Genomic DNA, 20637 nt, shown 5'->3' with positions numbered 1-20637 from the left:
GAATGAGTCGGGAGAATATTGAAGACATCTATTCGCTTTCCCCAATGCAGCAGGGCATGTTGTTTCATAGTTTGTATTCACCTGAAGCTGGTGTCTACAGCGAGCAAGTGAGCTGTCGATTAAAAGGTCATCTGAACATAGCAGCGTTCGAACGCGCTTGGCAGACCGCTGTGGATCGGCATCCAATTTTGAGGACGGCATTCATCTGGGAAGATTTGGATGAACCAGTACAGGTGGTTTATCAGCAAGTAAAAATCCCATTCACATTCTTAGATTGGCGGGCGCTTGATCCTGATCAACGGAATAAGCAACTCAGCAAATTGTTGCAGGCTGAACTGAAGAAAAAATTCGATCTGTCTCAGGCACCGTTAATGCGCTTCACTCTTATTCAGGAGGCCGAGGATAGCTATCGACTGATCTGGAATCACCATCACCTATTGATCGACGGCTGGTCCATGCCACTACTGCTGGATGAAGTTTTTGCCTATTATGAGGCTTATTGCAATGGTTCAACCCTGCAACGGCCTTTGCCCCGGCCGTTCCGCGATTACATCGCCTGGCTCCAAGAGCAAGACCGGAATCAAGCCGAGCGCTATTGGCGCGATCAGCTCAGTGGCTTTTTGTCGCCAAATCCGATCGGTCAAATCGGCAAGCTCTCTCAATCAATCCAGCTTGAGGACGATTACGGTCGCGAAAAAATAATGCTCCCGAAAGCCGAATCAGATGCTCTGGTGGAATTCTCCCGCACCCATCAGATCACCATGAGCACGTTGGTCCAGGCTGCTTGGGCCCTGTTATTGGGCCTGTATAGTGGCGAAGATGACGTGGTGTTCGGTGCTACGGTTTCGGGCCGCCCGGCCGATCTGCCTGGGGCTGAGAAAATGCTAGGATTGTTCATTAACACCCTGCCAGTGCGAGTCCGATTCCACGGCGATCAACCGTTACTGAATTGGCTCAAAAATCTGCAACTGCAACTCAGCGAGATGCGACAATATGAGTATTGCTCGCTGACCGATATCCAAGGGTGGAGCGAAGTTCCTCGAAATCTTCCCCTGTTTCATACCATTCTGGTGTTTGAAAACTATCCAGTGACTGAGACATTGGACGAGAGCCAGCACAGCTTTGCCATCGAGGAATTCGAATTCTATTCTCGAACCAATTACCCTTTGACCGTCGTCGCTTCACCAGGCAAGCAGTTAGGCCTGGAAATGGCGTACGATAAGGCGCGTTTTGACCGCGAAACGATCGTTCGAATGCTGAACCAAATGCAGCAAGTGTTGATCAATTTTTTGACCAGCTTTGAGAAGCCATTGTCTCAACTCGATTTTTTAACCGAAACCGAACGATATCAGCTCTTGGTTGAGTGGAATGAAACAAAAACCGATTTTCCCAGCGACCGCTGTGTCCATGAACTGTTCGAAGCCCAAGCAGCGAATATTCCAGAAGGGATCGCTTTGATGTTCGAAAATCAACAGCTCACCTATCAGCAGCTCAACCAGCGTGCCAATCAACTTGCCCACTTTTTAAGAAAATTGGAGGTGGGGCCAGAAGTGAAGGTCGGTATTTGTCTGGAACGGTCCATCGAGATGATTGTGGCGATCCTGGGAGTATTGAAAGCTGGCGGCGCTTATGTTCCAATGGACAGTACCTATCCAAAGGAGCGACTGGGCTTTATCCTCGAAGATTCTGATGTATCGATTCTGATCAGCCATAGCAATTTGAGTTCGGTTCTGCCAGAGACGTCGATAAAAACGATTCACATTGATACTGATTGGGAGAAGATCGCCCAAGAGCGCGACGATAATTTAGATAATCTTGCATTGCCCGATAATTTAGCCTATGTGATATACACTTCGGGCTCGACGGGAAAGCCTAAAGGGACATTGCTCACGCATCGCGGTCTCTGCAATTTTGTCACAGTGTTCAATGCCGATCTAAAGATCGGGCCCAATAGTCGCATGCTGCAATTCGCTTCGATCGGATTCGATGCATCGGTGGCGGAGATTTTTCCACCTTTAGTGGCCGGAGGAACCGTAGTTCTGGCTCGTCAAGAGAAGCTGCTCTCAGTGACAGAGTTGCATCAGTTGCTCAGCGATACGGCGGTTACCCTGGCGACTCTTCCTCCGTCGCTGCTTGCCGTGCTCGATCCAGAGGGTCTTCCAGCATTCCAGGATGTGATGTCGGTTGGGGAGGCATGCACTCCAGAGATCGTACAGCGATGGTCAGACGGCCGCAATTTTTGGAACGGCTATGGCCCAACCGAAGTGACGATCGGCGCCAGTTGGAATATTGTGAAGCAGCTTCCTGCCAGCGAGACTCGCGTGCCCATTGGAAAAACGATCGGCAATAAGCAAATCTATCTTCTGGATAAATATCTGCGACCTGTACCAGTGGGTGTGCCCGGGGAGATTCACATTGGTGGGATCGGACTGGCGCGCGGTTATCTTCATCGCCCCGATCTAACGGCGGAAAAATTCATCCCAAATCCCTTTAGCGGCGAACCAGGAGCTCGACTTTATAAGACTGGTGATTTAGCACAATACCGCGCGGATGGAAGGCTGGAATTTATCGGCCGGGTTGATCATCAGGTCAAAATTCGTGGCTTCCGCATCGAACTTGGTGAGATCGAAGCGGCCCTCAACAGCCATCCCGCGATTCACCAGGCTATTGTCATGCCCACAGATGACCCATTGGGTAAAAAGCGCTTGGTAGCCTATTTTACTACCAAACCAGATGTCGAACAAGTTCCTTCAGTTACAGATCTGCATCGCTTTTTAAAAAGCAAGCTGCCTGACTACATGGTGCCAGCAGCATTTGTGAGGTTAGAGTCGTTCCCTCTGACCTCCAGTGGCAAGGTGGATCGCCGGCGACTCCCCTCCCCTGATGAAGGACAAGTATCAATGGGCCACGAAATGGTAGCCCCACGAACTGCCACCGAAGAGCTTTTGGCTGGCATATTTAGTCAAGTGCTTGGGATCGATCGCATCTCGATCCATGATAACTTTTTTGAGCTTGGCGGGCATTCGCTATTAGCCACCCAATTGTTGAGCCGCATCCGAGAGATGTTTGCAGTGCCGATGGAACTGCGCGAGATCTTTGAATCCCCAACGATCCTCGCTCTGGGCCGAAAAATCGATGATTATCGCTTGAGCGCACAAGGCATTCCAGTTGTTCCCATGACACCAGTTCCTCGAACGGGGGATCTGCCGCTATCATTTGCCCAGCAGCGACTCTGGTTTTTGGACCAATTGGCTCCGAATAGCGCTTTTTACAACATCCCCACGGCATTACGGCTCACTGGCTCGCTCAATGAGTCAGCATTCATCAAAAGCCTCGAGACAATAATTGAACGTCATGAAGCATTGCGCACGACCTTCCCAGAGCAGGATGGCAAGCCATATCAGAATATCGCCACTCATCTGCCGCTGCCACTCGAAAAGACGGATCTCACAGCTCTGGATCCAGCAGAACGGGAGATCAAGATCATGCATCTAGCAGAGCAAGAAGCGCAAAAGCCGTTCGATCTCGCTCATGGGCCATTGCTTCGCATTCATTTGGTTAAAGTCGCGGATCAGGATCATGTCTTGCTCTTTACCATGCATCATATCATTTCCGATGGATGGTCTGTGGGATTGTTGATCAAGGAAGTAGCCACTTTATATCAGGGATTGGTTACGAATCGACCGGTTCCATTGCCAGAATTGCCGCTGCAATATATAGATTTTGCCTATTGGCAAAGAAATTGGCTGCAGGGGCAGGTGTTAGAGGCACAGCTCGATTATTGGCGAAAACAACTCCAAGGCGCACCTCCGCTCTTGGAACTTCCGACGGATCGTCCCAGACCTGCCGTTCAGACGTTTCACGGTCGAACTGTCCAATATTCGCTGCCAAAACAAATAGCTGATGCGCTAAAGGAGATTAGCCAACAAGAGCAGGTCACCCTATTCATGACCATGTTAGCTGCGTTCCAGACCCTATTAGCGCGATATACCGGGCAAAACGACATCAGTGTTGGAACGCCCATAGCCAACCGGAATCGGATTGAAACCGAAAATATCGTTGGGTTTTTTGTGAACACTCTGGTTTTGCGAACCCTCATTGAGCCGGAGGTCACGTTCCGAGAATTGCTCGGCAAGGTGCGGGATGTGGCGCTGGGGGCATATGCCCATCAAGATGTTCCATTTGAAATGTTGGTCGATGCCCTGCACCCGCAAAGAGATTTGAGCCATACCCCGTTATTTCAAGTGATGTTCGTTTTCCAGAATGCCCCTGCTCAGCAATTAAAGCTGACGGATCTAACCATCGCCCCGATTCAAGCGGAGAGCGGAGTGGCCAAATTTGATCTATCTATTATCCTGAGCGAACATCCAGAAGGTCTTTCGGTCGGATTCGAATACAACACCGATCTGTTTGATGAGAGCACAATTGAACGGATGTTCAAAAACTTTCACGTCATGCTGCAAAGCATCATTGATGATCCGGATCAGGTGGTATGGCGGTTGCCGCTATTGGCTCCTGAAGAAAAGCAACTCATGTTGGTGGATTGGAATGAGACGGCGGCCGAATTTCCCGATGACCGATGCGTGCATGAACTATTCGCAGAATTGGCGCGCAAACATCCCGAGGCCATTGCCGCAACTTATCAGGGCCAAGTTTTGACCTATGACGAGTTGAACCGTCGCGCCAACCAGTTGGGACGCCATCTGCAAACGCTGGGCGTAGGGCCTGATGTCCCAGTGGGGATTTGCATGGAGCGATCGCTGGAGATGGTGGTGGGCATCATGGGAACACTAAAGGCTGGTGGCGCCTTCCTGCCACTCGATCCAGTTTATCCGCCAGAGCGATTGGCATTTATGATCGAAGATTCTCGGATCCCTGTGATATTGACCCAGCAGGCGGTCATGGCTAACCTGCCCAACAATAGTGCAACAATAATCCCGCTGGATTCGGAATGGCGGGACATTGCCGAAAAATATTCTGATGAGGATTTGCCGATCATCCCAACACCCGACAATTTGGCGTATGTGATCTACACCTCTGGTTCGACTGGCAAGCCTAAGGGCACGATCTTGGGGCATCGCGGTCTCTGCAATTTAGCTAAGGCGCAGCAACAGGCATTCGACATCGAATTGGGCACGAAAATTTTGCAGTTCTCCTCGCTCAGTTTCGATGCTGCGGTCTGGGAGACGGTGATGGCCCTCCTGAACCATGGAACGCTCTGTCTTGCGCCGCGCAATCAGCTCGCATCTGGCGAGGGACTCGTCAATATTATGGCCGAGCAGCAGATCAATGTCGTCACGCTGCCGCCGTCGGTGGTGGCGGTGATGCCAGAGCATCCATTGCCTGATCTCAGGGTGATGATCACGGCTGGTGAGAAGTGCCCAGCGGAAATTGTGACCAAATGGGGTTCGGGGCGGAAGTTTTTCAATGCTTATGGGCCAACAGAAACGACAGTTTGCGCTTCCATGCTCCATGTAACGCAACATTATCGACAGGGACCGCCCATCGGTAGGCCGATCAATAATTTTCAATTGTACGTATTAGATTCATTCTGGCAGCCAGTCCCAATTGGTGTCGCTGGAGAATTATGCGTTGCTGGTGTGGGCTTAGCCAGAGGCTACCTAAGGCGACCAGATTTGACCGCCGACAAGTTCATCCCGAATCCGTTCAGTTCAGTTCCTGGAGAGCGACTGTATCGTACGGGCGATCTGGTGCGCTATCTACCTGATGGCAATATCGAATTCCTTGGCCGGATTGATCATCAAGTGAAAGTTCGCGGTTTCCGCATCGAATTGGGGGAGATCGAGGCGGTGCTTGGAGAGCATCCTGATGTGGTGGATGTTATCGTCTTGGCTCGAGAAGATCCGCCCGGAGATCGGCGCTTGGTTGCCTATCTTGTGACGCGGCCCGGAGTCGAACTTAAAACCAGCGAGCTACGAAATTATCTGCGAGAACGATTGCCAGAATATATGGTCCCCTCGTTCTTTGTCAGAATGGATGAATTTCCGCTGACTCCTAATAACAAAATCGATCGAGCCGCCTTGCCAAAGCCAGATCAATCACGACCTGACCTGGAAAGCGAATATATTGCACCGCGCACCGAAACCGAGCAGAAATTGGCAGCAATTTGCGCCGAGCTACTCAATCTTGAACGTGTGGGGATTTACGATAGCTTTTTCGATTTGGGGGGACATTCGCTTTTGGCAACCCAGTTTCTATCTCGGCTTCGATCCAGCTTTCAAGTGGAATTGCCGCTGCGAATCATATTTGAAAAGCCGAGGATCGCAGATCTGGCCCAAGAGATCGAACACCAAAAGGAACTGGCTAAAAGCCAGCAGCAGCCTCCAGCGATTCAGCGAATATCCCGCGAGGCGCATCGCGTCAGTCTTGCGGAATTGCAAACGAGCTAAATCGCGGGCTTTGCAAAGCATCGCATCACTGTGATTGCGTGTTCTGCACCCTAGCCCAACGGGCATCACGCAAGCTCGCTGATGTGTCAGTGAGAATCTCTACCAGCGATCTGAATCGACAATGAGATCCATCCGAATGGTAGTATCTGAACCGCCGACCTCTTAATGGCGTTGCTCCTAGAGTGTTATGTCATTGTAAGCGATACGTCCGACTTAACGGCGTAGCTCAGCAAAGATCAAGAACGATTTTTTCGAAGCAGTTTTTAGGATTCAAGTTAAAATTTAAAATCAAACACCATCAGCAGTTTGAGATTCTCTTGCTTTCGGGTCCTATTATCTCGAGAGCTGGGATTGACAACAGGGATACAAGCAACAAAATGGGATCATCAACATGTCTGAGGTAAATGAAGTAACGCAACAACAGGATGTCTTTGTATTTCCGACATCGTATGCGCAACAGCGGCTCTGGTTTTTGGACCAGTTTGAGCCGAATAGCCCGTTCTATAATATTCCTTCGGCTGTTCGATTTCGGGGGAAGTTGGATCTGGAGGCTTTAGAACGGAGCATCAATGCCATCGTTCGACGGCATGAGACGTTGCGCACCACATTCGCTAAAATGAATGGCAAGCCAGTCCAGGTGATCCATCCATTCAAACCGATCAACCTGCCGAAACAGGACCTGCGACACCTTCCAGCAGAGCAGCGCGAGTCCGAAGCGATCCGCCTGGCTCGACTTGAGGCCAGAAAGCCATTTGATCTCGCCCGAGGGCCATTGGTGCGAGTCAGTTTGATCCAATTGGATGATCAAGATCATGTGGTGCTTTTCACCATGCATCACATCATTTCTGATGGCTGGTCTGTTGGCGTGTTGATTCGTGAGATTTCAGTCCTTTATAATGCCTTCGTCAAGGGCGAGCCTGATCCGTTGCCAGAATTGCCCATCCAATATGCCGATTTCGCCGTTTGGCAACAACAGTATCTCAGCGGAGAGGTATTAGAGCGACAATTGAGCTATTGGAAACATCAGCTCAATGGGCGATATGGCAAGCTTCAGGTATTGGAGTTGCCCACCGATCGGCCGCGACCTGCCATTCAGACATCCAATGGCGATAATGTGGATGCAGTGCTGCCCGGTCAATTGATCCATCGATTAAAAGCGCTCAGCAGTCAGGAAGGCACCACGCTCTTCATGACGCTGCTTGCTGCTTTTAAGGTATTGCTCCATCGATACACTGGACAAGAAGATATCTCTGTCGGCTCGCCAATTGCTAATCGGACCCGTGCCGAGATCGAATCGCTGATTGGATTTTTCGTCAATACATTGGTGCTCCGCACCGATCTCAGCGGCGACCCCTCATTCCGGGAATTGTTGCAGCGAGTGAAAGAGGTGACGCTTGGCGCCTATGCCAATCAAGATATTCCGTTCGAGCGACTGGTGGAATTGGTTCAACCAGAGCGGGATATGAGCCATTCGCCGCTATTTCAAGTGATGTTCATCTTGCAAAATAATCCGATGAACGGTGGGGTGGAATTGCCCAATGTCCATCTCAGCACGCTCGATATCAATGCTGGTACGTCGACGTTTGATCTGACGCTCATGGTGACCGAACAATCGTATGGCGCCAATATCTCTATCGAGTACAATACCGATCTGTTTGATGCCTCCACCATGCGCCGACTGATCGATCACTATCAGCAATTGCTTGAAGGGATCGTTGCTAATCCGAATGAAAAGATTTCGCGATTGCCTTTGCTAACCGGCAGCGAGCGACAGCAGGTGGTTGTGGAGTGGAACAAAAACGAAGCGGATTATCCACGGGGGCTGTGCATCCACCAGTTGTTCGAAGCTCAGGCAGAATCCACGCCCGATGCCATTGCCGTGGCGTTCGATGGGCAATATCTCACTTATCGAGAACTGGACCAGCGCGCGAATCAATTAGCACATTACCTACGAAAACATGGCGTCGGTCCAGAGAAATTGGTGGGCATCTGCGCTGATAAATCCTTAGATTTGATCGTGGGCGTGATCGGAACCATCAAAGCTGGCGGGGCATATGTGCCGATCGATCCGACCTATCCGCCAGATCGCATTGATCACATGCTTAAGGACTCCAACGTTACGGTATTGCTGACCCAGCATTCGTTGGTTCCTAATTTGCCCGATTATGATGGCGAGATCATTTGTCTGGATACAGATTGGGTGAAAATCGCCCGACAGCCAATTGACAAGCCCATGGTGCATGTGACCCCGGAGAATCTGGTTTACGTCATTTATACTTCCGGTTCGACGGGCAAATCCAAAGGCGTCATGGTGATGCATAAGACGCTGGTGAATCAATATCATGCCTGGGAGGAGACATTTCGGCTGCGCACCGATGCGACCAGCCATTTGCAAATGGCCAGTTTCTCGTTCGATGTGTTTTCTGGAGACCTGGTCCGAGCACTTTGTTCTGGAGGCAAATTGGTGCTGGTGCCCAGAGATCTGCTTTTAGAGGCGGATAAATTGTATCAGCTAATGCTGAAAGAGCAGGTTGACATCGCTGAATTCGTTCCAGCAGTGTTGCGCAACCTGGTCCAATATTTGGACACCACTGGTCAAGACCTCAAATTCATGAAAGTCTTAATTGCGGGTTCCGATGTCTGGTATGTTGGCGAATACAAGAAATTTTTGAAATACTGCAGTCCCAGCACACGATTGCTCAACACATTTGGCCTAACCGAAGCAACCATCGATAGCTCCTATTTTGAGAGTAAAGATTTGAATCTATCGCTGGAGCGATTGGTCCCAATCGGTATTCCGTTCAATAATACCAAAATTTATATCGTCGACGAGCTTATCCAGCCATTGCCGATCGGCATTCCGGGCGAACTTTGTGTTGGAGGCGCAGGCCTGGCGCGGGGCTACCTCAATCGTCCTGACTTAACGGCAGAAAAGTTTATTCCGAATCCATTCAGCCAGGTTCCTGGCGATCGTTTATATCGAACTGGGGATCGCGCTCGCTTCTTGGCTGATGGGAACATTGAATTTTTGGGCCGGATCGACAATCAAGTCAAGATACGCGGTTATCGGATCGAATTGGGGGAGATCGAAAGTGCCTTAGAAAAACATCCGAGCGTCAAAGATGTGGTGGTATCCGCTCGGGAAGATGCCCCAGGCAGCAAGCGGCTGGTGGCTTACATCGTGACCAAAAATGGGGTACAACCCACCGTGGGCGAGTTCCATAGTTTTCTTAAGGAACAATTGCCCGAATATATGGTGCCATCCTATTTCATGTTTCTCGAAAAGATGCCGTTGACTCCAAATGGCAAGATCGACCGACGAGCTTTGCCTGCCCCAGATCAGCAATCTGCTGCGGTTTTGGCGACCGAATACGTTGCACCCCGAACACCAGTTGAGCAAAAGCTGGCTCAAATTTGGACTCAGCTTTTAGGAATTGAGAAGATCGGCGTCAATGACAATTTCTTCGAGTTAGGTGGTCATTCGCTATTGGCCACGCAACTGGTTTCGCGCATTCGGGCTGAGTTCCACATAGAATTGCCATTGCGCACTGTATTTGAAGTGCCCTTTATTGCTGAATTGGCCAAGAAGATCGACATTGCCTTGGTTTCGGAACGGGCATTTGAAGCGCCCCCCATTGTTCCCGTTCCTCGGGAGCAAGAATTGCCGCTATCTTTTGCTCAGCAGCGGTTGTGGTTCTTGGATCAATTAGAGCCCAATAGCCCATTCTACAACATTCCCGAAGCCGTTCGGCTCAGAGGTCATTTGGATGTCGAGGCCTTAGAGCAGAGCCTCAATGAAGTGGTCCGACGACACGAGTCGCTGAGAACAACTTTTCATTCCCATCGCGGCAAACCGTATCAGGTCATTCATCCCAATATGATCATCCCATTGCGAAAAGTCGATTTGCGCTCTGTACCGCTGGACGATCGTGAGCTGGAATTACAAGCTATTGCGAAACAGGAAGCTCAGCGCCCATTCGATCTCACCATTGGCCCGCTGTTGAGAGCAACTTTGGTCCAACTTGATGTCGATGATCATGTCGTGTTCTATACCATGCACCATATCATTGGGGATGATTGGTCCTCCGCAGTGCTGGTGCGGGAGATCACGCTTTGTTACGATGCTTTCACCCACAATCGTCCATCGCCATTGCCCGAGCTTCCGATCCAATACGCCGATTTCGCTTATTGGCAGCAACAATGGTTGCAAGGCGAGGTGTTAGAGGCGCAATTGAATTATTGGAAGCAACAATTGAGCGGCGCTCCAGCGCGATTAGAGCTTCCCACGGACCGGCCCAGACCTCCAGTGCAAACTTTCAATGGCGCCTACAAGACATTCGAATTTTCAGAGGAATTGAGCCAGGCCATTAAGGATCTCGGGAATAAAGAAGGGACCACGTTGTTCATGACGCTGTTGGCGGCGTTCCAGACCTTGCTTTATCGCTATTCTGGACAGCAGGATATTTTGGTAGGATCACCAATTGCCAACCGAACCAATGGGCAATTGGAGAACTTAATCGGCTTCTTTGTGAATACCCTGGTATTCCGCACTGACTTGTCGGGCAATCCAAACTTTAGGGAATTGTTGCACCGAGTACGAGAGGTCGCGCTTGGCGCTTATGCGCATCAAGATCTGCCATTTGAAAAATTAGTCGATGCGCTCCAGCCTCAGCGAGATCTGAGCCATTCGCCCCTGTTCCAGGTGATGTTCGTGATTCAGAACGTCCCACGACAGGCAAGCACCATTTCGGGACTGAGTGTGATCCCGATTGAAAACCACAGCGGCACCTCCAAATTCGACATGACGCTGTTCATGTTGGAGGAGGGAAATAAATTAGCTGGGGCGTTGGAATATAACACCGATCTCTTTGACGAAGCCACGATCGTGAGAATGCTCCAGCATTTTGAAAACTTGCTGAAGCAAATGGTCTCACAGCCTGAGCTCCGAATCGATGAGATTTCATTGCTGAGCCCCGAGGAACGCCATCGCGCGATCACGGTTTGGAACGACACCGATGTTGCTTATCCAGCGCATCGGTTTGTCCATCGGCTATTTGAGGCTCAAGTGGAGCGGACGCCCCACGCTCCAGCCGTGGTCTTTGGGACCGAACAAATGACCTATCTGGAGTTGAACCAGGCTGCGAATCAATTGGCTCACTTTCTCCAGAAAATGGGCATTGGACCTGAAAGGATGGTCGCCATCTTCATGGAGCGATCGTTGGAAGTCATGGTGGCCTTGCTGGGCGTATTGAAGGCAGGTGGCGCGTATTTGCCCATTGATCCTTCCTATCCCAAAGAGCGCGTCGCTTTTATGCTCGAAGATGCCAATGCCACCGTCGTGCTCACTCAGGAACGACTCGTTGCTAATTTGCCAGCGCAATCTACCAAGATGATGGAACCCCAGGCTGGTCGTCCACCTGTGATCATCTGTCTCGATTTCGAGTGGAGGAGAATTGCTTCCGAAAGCGACCAAAATCTTTCTGTCGAGTTGGATGACGATCATCTGGCTTATGTGATCTACACCTCAGGCTCGACCGGTAAGCCCAAAGGAACGCTCATTACGCATCGCGGATTCATGAATTATCTGTTTTGGTGTTTGGAGAACTATCCGCTCAAACAGGGGAGGGGATCGCTGGTCCATTCGTCTCTGGCGTTCGATGCCACTATCACTGGTCTTTATGCGCCACTGCTGGTGGGGCGTGCCGTTTATCTTGTCCCAGAAAGCAAGGATATCGAGATCGTAGCGCAATCCCTGCGCCAGTATCGAAATTTTAGCATCGTAAAAATTACTCCAGCGCATCTGCAATTGCTGGGCAATCAGTTGCCTGCCGAGGAAGCTGCAGATTTGGTCCATGCATTTATCATTGGCGGTGAAAATCTAACCAGCGATCATATCGCCTTCTGGTTGCAATACGCGCCAAATACGAAATTGATCAACGAATATGGTCCCACCGAGACCGTTGTGGGGTGCATGAACTACGACACTCCGCATGATTTTCGCAAGCGCGGATCGGTGCCAATCGGGTTTCCCATTGCCAATATGAAGGTCTACTTGCTGGATCAGAATCTTGAACCTGTTCCAATCGGCGTACCAGGCGAAATGTATATCGGCGGTGTCGCCGTAGCGCGCGGCTATTTGAATCGCCCAGATCTCACGGCAGAGAAATTTATTCCTGATCCATTTTCAGGAAAACCGGGCGCGCGACTGTATCGGACCGGCGATTTGGCCAAATATTTGCCCGATGGGAATATCGAATTCCTTGGTCGTATCGATCATCAAGTCAAAATCCGTGGCTTTCGCATCGAATTGGGAGAAATTCAAGCGACACTTGGCAAACATCCTGGCATCAAAGAGAATGTGGTGATCGATTGGAGGGTTGATGGCGATACCCGGCTGGTTGCCTATTATGTGCCGGGCCAGGAACCTGCACCTTCAATGGATGAATTGCGCGCGTTCCTCGAGGAGCAATTGCCCGAGTACATGATCCCAGCAGCGTTCATGAAGATCGACTCGATCCCATTGACTTCCAATGCCAAAGTTGATCGCAAGGCCTTACCTGCGCCACATCTGTCTCGATCAGATATCAAGAAGGAATTTGTAGCTCCACGGACTCGGACCGAATCTGAACTGGCGAAGCTGTGGACCGAGCTGATCAAAATCGATCGAGTCGGGATTTACGATAGCTTTTTTGAGTTGGGGGGGCATTCATTATTGGCGACCCAGTTACTGGCGCGGGTTCGAGAACAGTTCAAAGTTGATCTGCCTTTGATCACGATTTTCGAAGCCCCAACTTTATCTGCGATGGCAGAACGAATTGATCGGGCATTTGTCGAGCAAGGCTTTACAGACAGCACTCCAATTCAGCCAGTGCCGCGAGATGGATCAACAGATCTGGTCCTCTCTTTCTCCCAGCAGCGGTTGTGGTTTTTGGATCAATTGGATCCAGGTCAATCATTTTATAATATCCCCTCTTCGGTAAGGTTGCAAGGCAATTTGAATTTGCTGGCGCTCAAGAACGCCATCGCTGAAGTGATGCGGCGACACGAAATCTTGCGAACCAGCTTTGTTGAGAAGAAGGGCAAACCTATCATGGTGATCGACCAGCAGGCCCAAGTGCAATTGCCCATCGTCGATTTGACCGAATTGCCATTATGGCAACGAGAACAAGAGGTCAAACGTCTCGCTAATGAATCGGCCCGATTGCCATTCGATCTGGCGCATGGGCCATTGTTCCGAACCACCCTGCTGAAATTGAATGTTGAGGATCATGTGGTGTTATTCACCATGCATCACATCATCTCAGATGGTTGGTCGGTAAATATCTTAATGCGCGAGATGGCCGCGCTGTATGAAGCGTTCGTTCAAGGTCGGCCCTCGCCGCTCCCCGAATTGCCTATCCAGTTTGCCGATTATGCTCATTGGCAGCGAAGCTATTTGACTGGGGAGGTCTTGGAGAGACAATTGCTCTATTGGAAGAAGAAGCTCGCCAACGCCCCTGCTCTGTTGGAACTGCCCACAGATCGACCGCGGCCAGCGATGAAGACGTTCAATGGATCGTTGCGCGCGTTCGAAATTAATCGGGAACTCGCAGAGAGAATCGAACATCTCGGCCAGCAGCATGGCGCTACATTATTTATGACTCTGCTTGCAGCCTTCCAAACCTTGCTTTATCGCTACTCTGGGCAGAGCGACATTAGTATTGGTACACCCATCGCCAATCGCACGCGCAAGGAAGTGGAGGCACTCATTGGTTTCTTTGCTAACACGCTCGTATTGCGAACAGATCTTTCTGGGGATCCCAGCTTTGTGGAACTGTTTCGCCGCGTGAGAGGGGTTTGCCTGGGAGCTTATCAGAACCAGGACGTCCCATTCGAAAAATTGGTGGAACAGATCCAGCCAGAACGAAACTTGAGCCACACCCCACTATTTCAGGTGATGTTCATTTTGCAGAACAATCCTCGTTCGGCGATCCAGTCGTCTGGGCTCCAGATGATCCCAATCATGTCGGAGATTGGTACCACCCAATTCGACTTGACGTTGTCGCTCGAACCTGGACCAGATGGCATCGCTGGCGTTCTGGAATTTAATACGGATCTGTTCAATGGGGAGACCATCGACCAGATGGTGCGGCATTTCATGAATCTCTTAAACCAGATGGTGACAAATCCAGAGCAAAGTATCTCCAAAGTGCCGCTCCTATCACAACAAGAGTATGAACGTTATATTTATGATTGGAACGCGACCGCTGCGCCTTATCCAGATCGGCAGTGCGTTCATAAGCTATTTGAAGCTCAAGTGGAGCGAACGCCTGAGGCGATTGCGCTGGCGTTCGAAAATCAGCAATTGACATATCGTCAGTTGAACCAACGCGCCAATCAATTGGCCCACTTCTTACAGAAAATGGGTGTCGGGCCAGAGGTCGTAGTGGGCATTAGTGTCGATCGCTCGATCGAAATGGTGGTGGGTTTGCTCGGAATTATGAAAGCGGGCGGAGCATATCTGCCCATCGATCCAGCTTATCCATCGGAGCGGATCGTTTACATGTTAGCGGATGCGGAGCTCAAGGTGCTGCTCACCCAGCAGAAATTATTGCCGCGATTGCCGTTGAATGGCACCAAAGCGATCTGCCTGGATCGTGACTGGGATCTCATCGCCGCAGAGGATGATAGCAATCCAATCAGTGGCGCGACCATCGATAACTTGGCCTACATGATCTATACATCTGGTTCTACTGGCAAACCGAAAGGTGTAATGCTGCCGCATCGCGGCTTGTGCAATCTCACGCATTCGCAAATTCAGGACTTTTCGGTGACCTGCGATAGCCGCGTGCTGCAATTCGCTTCGTTCAGCTTCGACGCGTCGGTATCGGAGATTTTCATGGCGCTATTGACTGGTGCAACATTGTATTTAGCCAGCCGCGATACGCTATTGTCGACTCCGGACCTGATCGAATTATTCCAACGGGAGAGGATCACGACCGTAACCCTGCCACCGTCGCTGTTGAAGGTTCTGCCTACAGAGGGATTGGACCATCTCACGACCATCATTTCTGCCGGAGAAGCGTGCACAAAAGATATTGCGCTGCGGTGGTCCAAAGGACGGCGGTTGTTGAATGCCTATGGCCCCACAGAAACGACCATTGGTGTTACGAGCTATTTGGTCGAACAGATCCCAGACGAATGTACTACCATCCCCATTGGTCGACCGATTCAGAACATGCAGCTTTATATTCTTGATCAACATCTCAATCCAGTGCCTCGGGGTGTTAGAGGGGAACTGTTCATCGGAGGCATTGGCGTGGGACGTGGCTATCACCATCGTCCTGATCTGACGGCCGAAAAATTTATTCCAGATCCGTTCAGCAAAACGCCCGGTGCGCGATTGTACCGAACTGGCGATCTTGCTCGATTCTTGTCGGATGGTAATATCGAATTTCTGGGCCGTATCGATCACCAGGTGAAGGTCCGAGGATTTCGAATCGAATTAGGTGAAATTGAATCGGCATTGCTTGACCATCCGCTGATTTTGGATGCCGCAGTGGTAGCCAAGCCAATTCGGCCCAATAGTCCGGATCATCGATTAATCGCTTATTTCGTTCCGAAATCTCAAGAACCGCTGTCCACCAGCGATTTGATCGAATTCTTAAAGACAAAGCTGCCAGAATATAGCGTTCCTTCAGTATTCGTTAGGCTGGATTCGATGCCGCTGACGCCCAATGGCAAGGTCGATCGAAAGGCGCTCCCAGAACCAGATCTGATCAGCGGCGAACTGGGTGTTCCTTATGTCGCTCCCCAGACCGAAACCGAAAAACAATTGGCAGCGATCTGGCAGGAGTTGCTCGAAATCGATCAAATTGGAATTCGGCATAGTTTCTTCGAGCTCGGCGGCCACTCGTTGATCGCCACGCAATTGATGTCTCGAATCAGAGACCAGTTCCAGGTTGCATTGCCGATTCGCCGCTTGTTTGAATCACCGACAATTGAGGCATTGGCCCGAATCATCGACGAGACGACGCAAAACGCCCGACGGATCGATGAGCCGAAAATTACACCGGTGCCGAGGGATCGGGATCTGCCGCTTTCCTATGCCCAGAGGCGACTTTGGTTCTTAGATCAATTAGAACCAGACACGCCGTTCTACAATTTGCCAGCAGCATTCCGCGTAACCGGGCCACTGAATCTATCGGCATTGGAAGGAAGCTTGAATGAGATCATTCGTCGACACGAAATCTTGCGGACCAAATTTGCCAAAAAAGATGGCAGACCAATACAAATTATCACGCCAGAGCTGAAACTCTCTGTGCCGATAACCGACCTAACTCATTTACCACCAGCAGAGCAACAAAAAGAAGCGATGCATATTGCCGCTGAAGAGGCGCAGCAACCATTTGATCTGTCGGAATTGCCGCTAATTCGGATAAAGCTGTTGAAGCTGGGCCATCAAGATCATATCATTCTGTTGAATATGCATCATATCATTTCTGATGGCTGGTCAATGAATATATTCATTCGTGAGATGACCGCTCTGTACGAGGCTTTTACGCGCGGTCTGCCCTCGCCGTTGCCTGAACTTCCGATCCAATATGCGGATTTCGCATACTGGCAACAGCAATGGCTTTGCGAAGAAAGATTGCAAACGCAACTCGATTTTTGGAAGCAGCAATTAGCTGGCAGCCCGGCTTTATTGGAATTGCCAACCGATCGACCCCGACCACCGATCCAGACATTCGATGGAAATACGCTGGCATTTGAACTCCCTGAAGATCTATCCCAGCAAATCAGAATTTTCAGCCAGCAGCAGGGGACGACTTTGTTCACCACCCTTTTAGCGGCGTTCCAAGTCTTATTGCATCGCTATTCTGGACAGGATGACATCAATGTAGGCGTTCCGATCGCCAACCGCAATCGCGCTGAAATCGAAGGGCTGATCGGTTTCTTCGTCAACACGCTGGTGATGCGCGCGCGATTCGATGGCGTTCTGACTTTTAAAGCCCTGCTCGACCAGGTCAAACAAGTTACTTTAGAGGCCTATGCCAATCAGGACGTTCCGTTCGAACTAGTCGTCGATGCATTGCAACCTGTGCGGGACATGAGTTTTAGCCCGTTGTTCCAGGTGGTTTTCACTCTCCAAAATCACCGACCAGCCAGAGAACATTTGACTGATCTCGTTTTAACGCCAGTGGAGGCAGAAACTGGCATCGCCAAGTTCGATCTGACACTATCAATGATCGATGCTGGAGAGAAGATCACTGGCGCATTTGAATATAATACCAACTTATTCGATGCGTCCACCATTCAGCGGATGATTCGCCATTTTCGATTATTATTAACGGCGATGCTGGCCCAGCCAGAGCGCCCCATCAAAGATCTGCCAATTCTCACAGAATCAGAACGACAGATGATGGTGGTAGAATGGAACCAGACCTATTCGGCATTTCCATCTCAGCTTTGCGTGCATCAATGGTTTGAGATGGTGGCTCGCAAATTTCCATCTGCCATCGCGGTTTGTTTTGAGGACCAGAAGTTGAGCTATCGATCGCTAAATCGAAAGTCGAACCAATTGGCTCACCATTTGCGCCAACTTGGCGTTGGCCCAGAGACTTTGGTTGCGATTTGCCTCGAGCGATCGATCGAGATGATTATCGCACAATTGGCGGTGCTGAAAGCTGGTGGCGCATTCGTGCCATTAGATCCATCCTATCCGCCTGAACGGCTCGCTTTCATGTTGGCTGAGACCGAGACGCCCGTGTTGTTAACCCAGCGGATAATCGCCGATCGATTGCCATTGAACGGCATCCAGCCACTGATGTTGGATGAGCTATTGGTGGAACTCGACAGCGCCAGGGATGATAATCCGGATAATATCGTCATGCCAGAAAATTTGGCCTATATGATTTATACTTCCGGATCGACTGGCAAGCCAAAAGGTACACTCTTGCGACATCGAGGGCTATGCAATTTTATCAATTTCCACATTCAAAAAATGGGGATTCCTCCAGGCAATCGTGTGCTTCAGTTTGCGTCGTTCAGCTTCGATGCTTCACTGGCAGAAATTTATACGGCTCTCCTCTCAGGTTCAACGCTATACCTGGTACAGCGAGAAACATTGCTCTCAATCTCTAAATTGCATGGTTTGCTCCAACACCAGGAGATCTCTTTTGCAATTCTGCCGCCAGCCATTCTAAAAATCCTCTCGCCAGAGGGCCTGGATAACCTGAAGGTCTTGATCTCGGCGGGAGAAGCTTGTCCCAAAGAGCTGGCTCGAATTTGGGCGCAAGGCAGAAAATTCTACAACGGTTATGGGCCCACTGAGGCCACTATCGGTCCTGGCTGTTATCTGGTTCGAGAGGTCCCAGATAATGTCATCAACCTGCCGATTGGGAAACCGATCGACAATATCCAGATGTACATTTTAGATCGAAATCTCGAGCCAGTACCGATCGGTGTGATCGGCGAAGTTTATATCAGTGGAGTAGGGTTGGCGCGCGGCTATTATCGTCGTCCTGATCTGACGGCTGAGAAATTTATTCCAAATCCGTTCAGCGATGAACCTGGCGCGCGGATGTACCGAACCGGCGATTTGGGCCGATTTCTCGCGGATGGGAATATTGAGTTCTTAGGCCGTGCGGATCATCAGGTCAAAATCAGAAGTTTTCGGATCGAAACTGGAGAGATCGAGCAGGTGCTGCGCCAGTATCCTGGCATCCGCCAGGCAGTAGTGATTGCCCAGGAAATGGCGGACGGGGATAAGCGGCTTGTCGGCTATTTTGTGGCTGATCAGTCACTTGGGGAGATCGAAGTGAGTCAATTGCGGGCGTTTTTAAGCAAGCAATTGCCCGAATATATGATTCCCTCAGCATTAGTGAAGCTGGATGCGATTCCGATGACGCCCAATGGTAAGGTGGACCGCAAAGCGCTCCCAGCGCCGGAACTGAATGGCGTGGTTCGAACCAAAGAGCATGTGCCTGCCAGCGATCCGATTGAAGCAGATCTGGTCAAAATTTGGGAATCCGTGTTGAAGGTCAGTCCCATTGGGGTGACAGACAATTTCTTCGAATTGGGCGGTCATTCGCTGCTTGCGATCCATTTATTGGCAAAGATCCAAGCCCAATTTGAGATCGAGATCCCGCTGGTCTCGCTATTCAAACAGCCGACCATTCGTCATCTGGCTGAAATCATTCGTTCTCAGCGCGAACCAGAGCGAAAATTGGTCAGCCCTGAGGCGATGGGGGAGAGTGACGCTGCGGCTTCATTGGTAGTGTTTCAGGATAACCATTCTCGGCCACCGTTTTTTGTCGTGCATCCTTCTGGAGGGAGCGTCCATTGGTATGCTGACCTTGCTCGGCAATTGCCAGATCAACCGTTCTATGGGCTTCAAGCTCGCGGTGTCAATGGGGAGGCGGAGCCTCACTCCACGATAGAGGAGATGGCTGCTTATTATATTCGAGCCATCAAGACGCGTCAACCTCAAGGCCCGTATTTCATTGCAAGCTGGTCGATGGGCATGATTATTGCTTTTGAAATGGCTCAACAGCTTCATGCCCTGGGCGAAAAGGTGGCGTTATTGGCAATTTTCGATCAAGGTCCGTTCTTACCGAAAGCAGCACCGACTGATAATGCCGAATTCCTCCAGGGGATGTTCAATGGTCGAATCACTTTTCCAATGGAGCAGTTGAAGCAGCTCAGCGAAACAGAACAATACAAATTCGTCTTGAAGCGGCTGAAAAAGGAGAAGATGATCTCGCGCTTTGTACGGGTGAATCAATTCCGCAGCTATGTCAATATGCTGAAAAAGCAGATGGAAGCTTGGAATAATTATCAAGTGAAAAAATACCCAGGCAAAGTGACGCTATTCAAGGCTCTGGAGCGACATGGAGACGAGACCGAGGAGAGAGATCTGGGATGGAGCCGCGTCGCCATGGGAGGTGTGGAGCTGCATGAAGTCCCTGGAAATCATAACACCATGCTGCATGAACCGCACGTTAAAATCTTAGCAGAAAAACTGAGCCAATGCCTAGAAGCGGCATTGAAAGCAAATTTCTGATAAGATGGAACAAATGTCGAGAGGGTGATAATCGCGTGTTACAACACTCGGCTCTTAAATGAGTAGGTTTTTATTGGACTGAAATAGTTATCAGATTGAATCTGTGAAACTATTGCCAGTGCCTGGTGACCAAGTGGTTTTGATGACCTTTTAAATCGGTATTTCGCGCTTAAATGGATTCTG

2 protein-coding genes are annotated in these 20637 nt (G+C 50.2%); both read left to right on the top strand.

Translation table 11 applies throughout. From position 1 onward, the window contains the following. Positions 1 to 2 precede the first annotated feature (2 nt). Positions 3 to 6410, top strand: a complete 6408-nt coding sequence (locus ONB37_06190) for an amino acid adenylation domain-containing protein (GenBank protein ID MDZ7399740.1) — start codon at positions 3 to 5, stop codon at positions 6408 to 6410. Positions 6411 to 6801: 391 nt separating this feature from the next. After that, entirely contained in the window at positions 6802 to 20454 is a 13653-nt protein-coding gene (locus ONB37_06185) for a non-ribosomal peptide synthase/polyketide synthase (protein MDZ7399739.1), read from the top strand. Positions 20455 to 20637 lie beyond the last annotated feature (183 nt).

Source organism: candidate division KSB1 bacterium (assembly GCA_034506395.1).
GTDB lineage: Bacteria > Zhuqueibacterota > Zhuqueibacteria > Thermofontimicrobiales > Thermofontimicrobiaceae > Thermofontimicrobium.
Note: the sequence above shows the minus strand (reverse complement) of the source record. Positions and strands in the feature narration are given on the sequence as shown.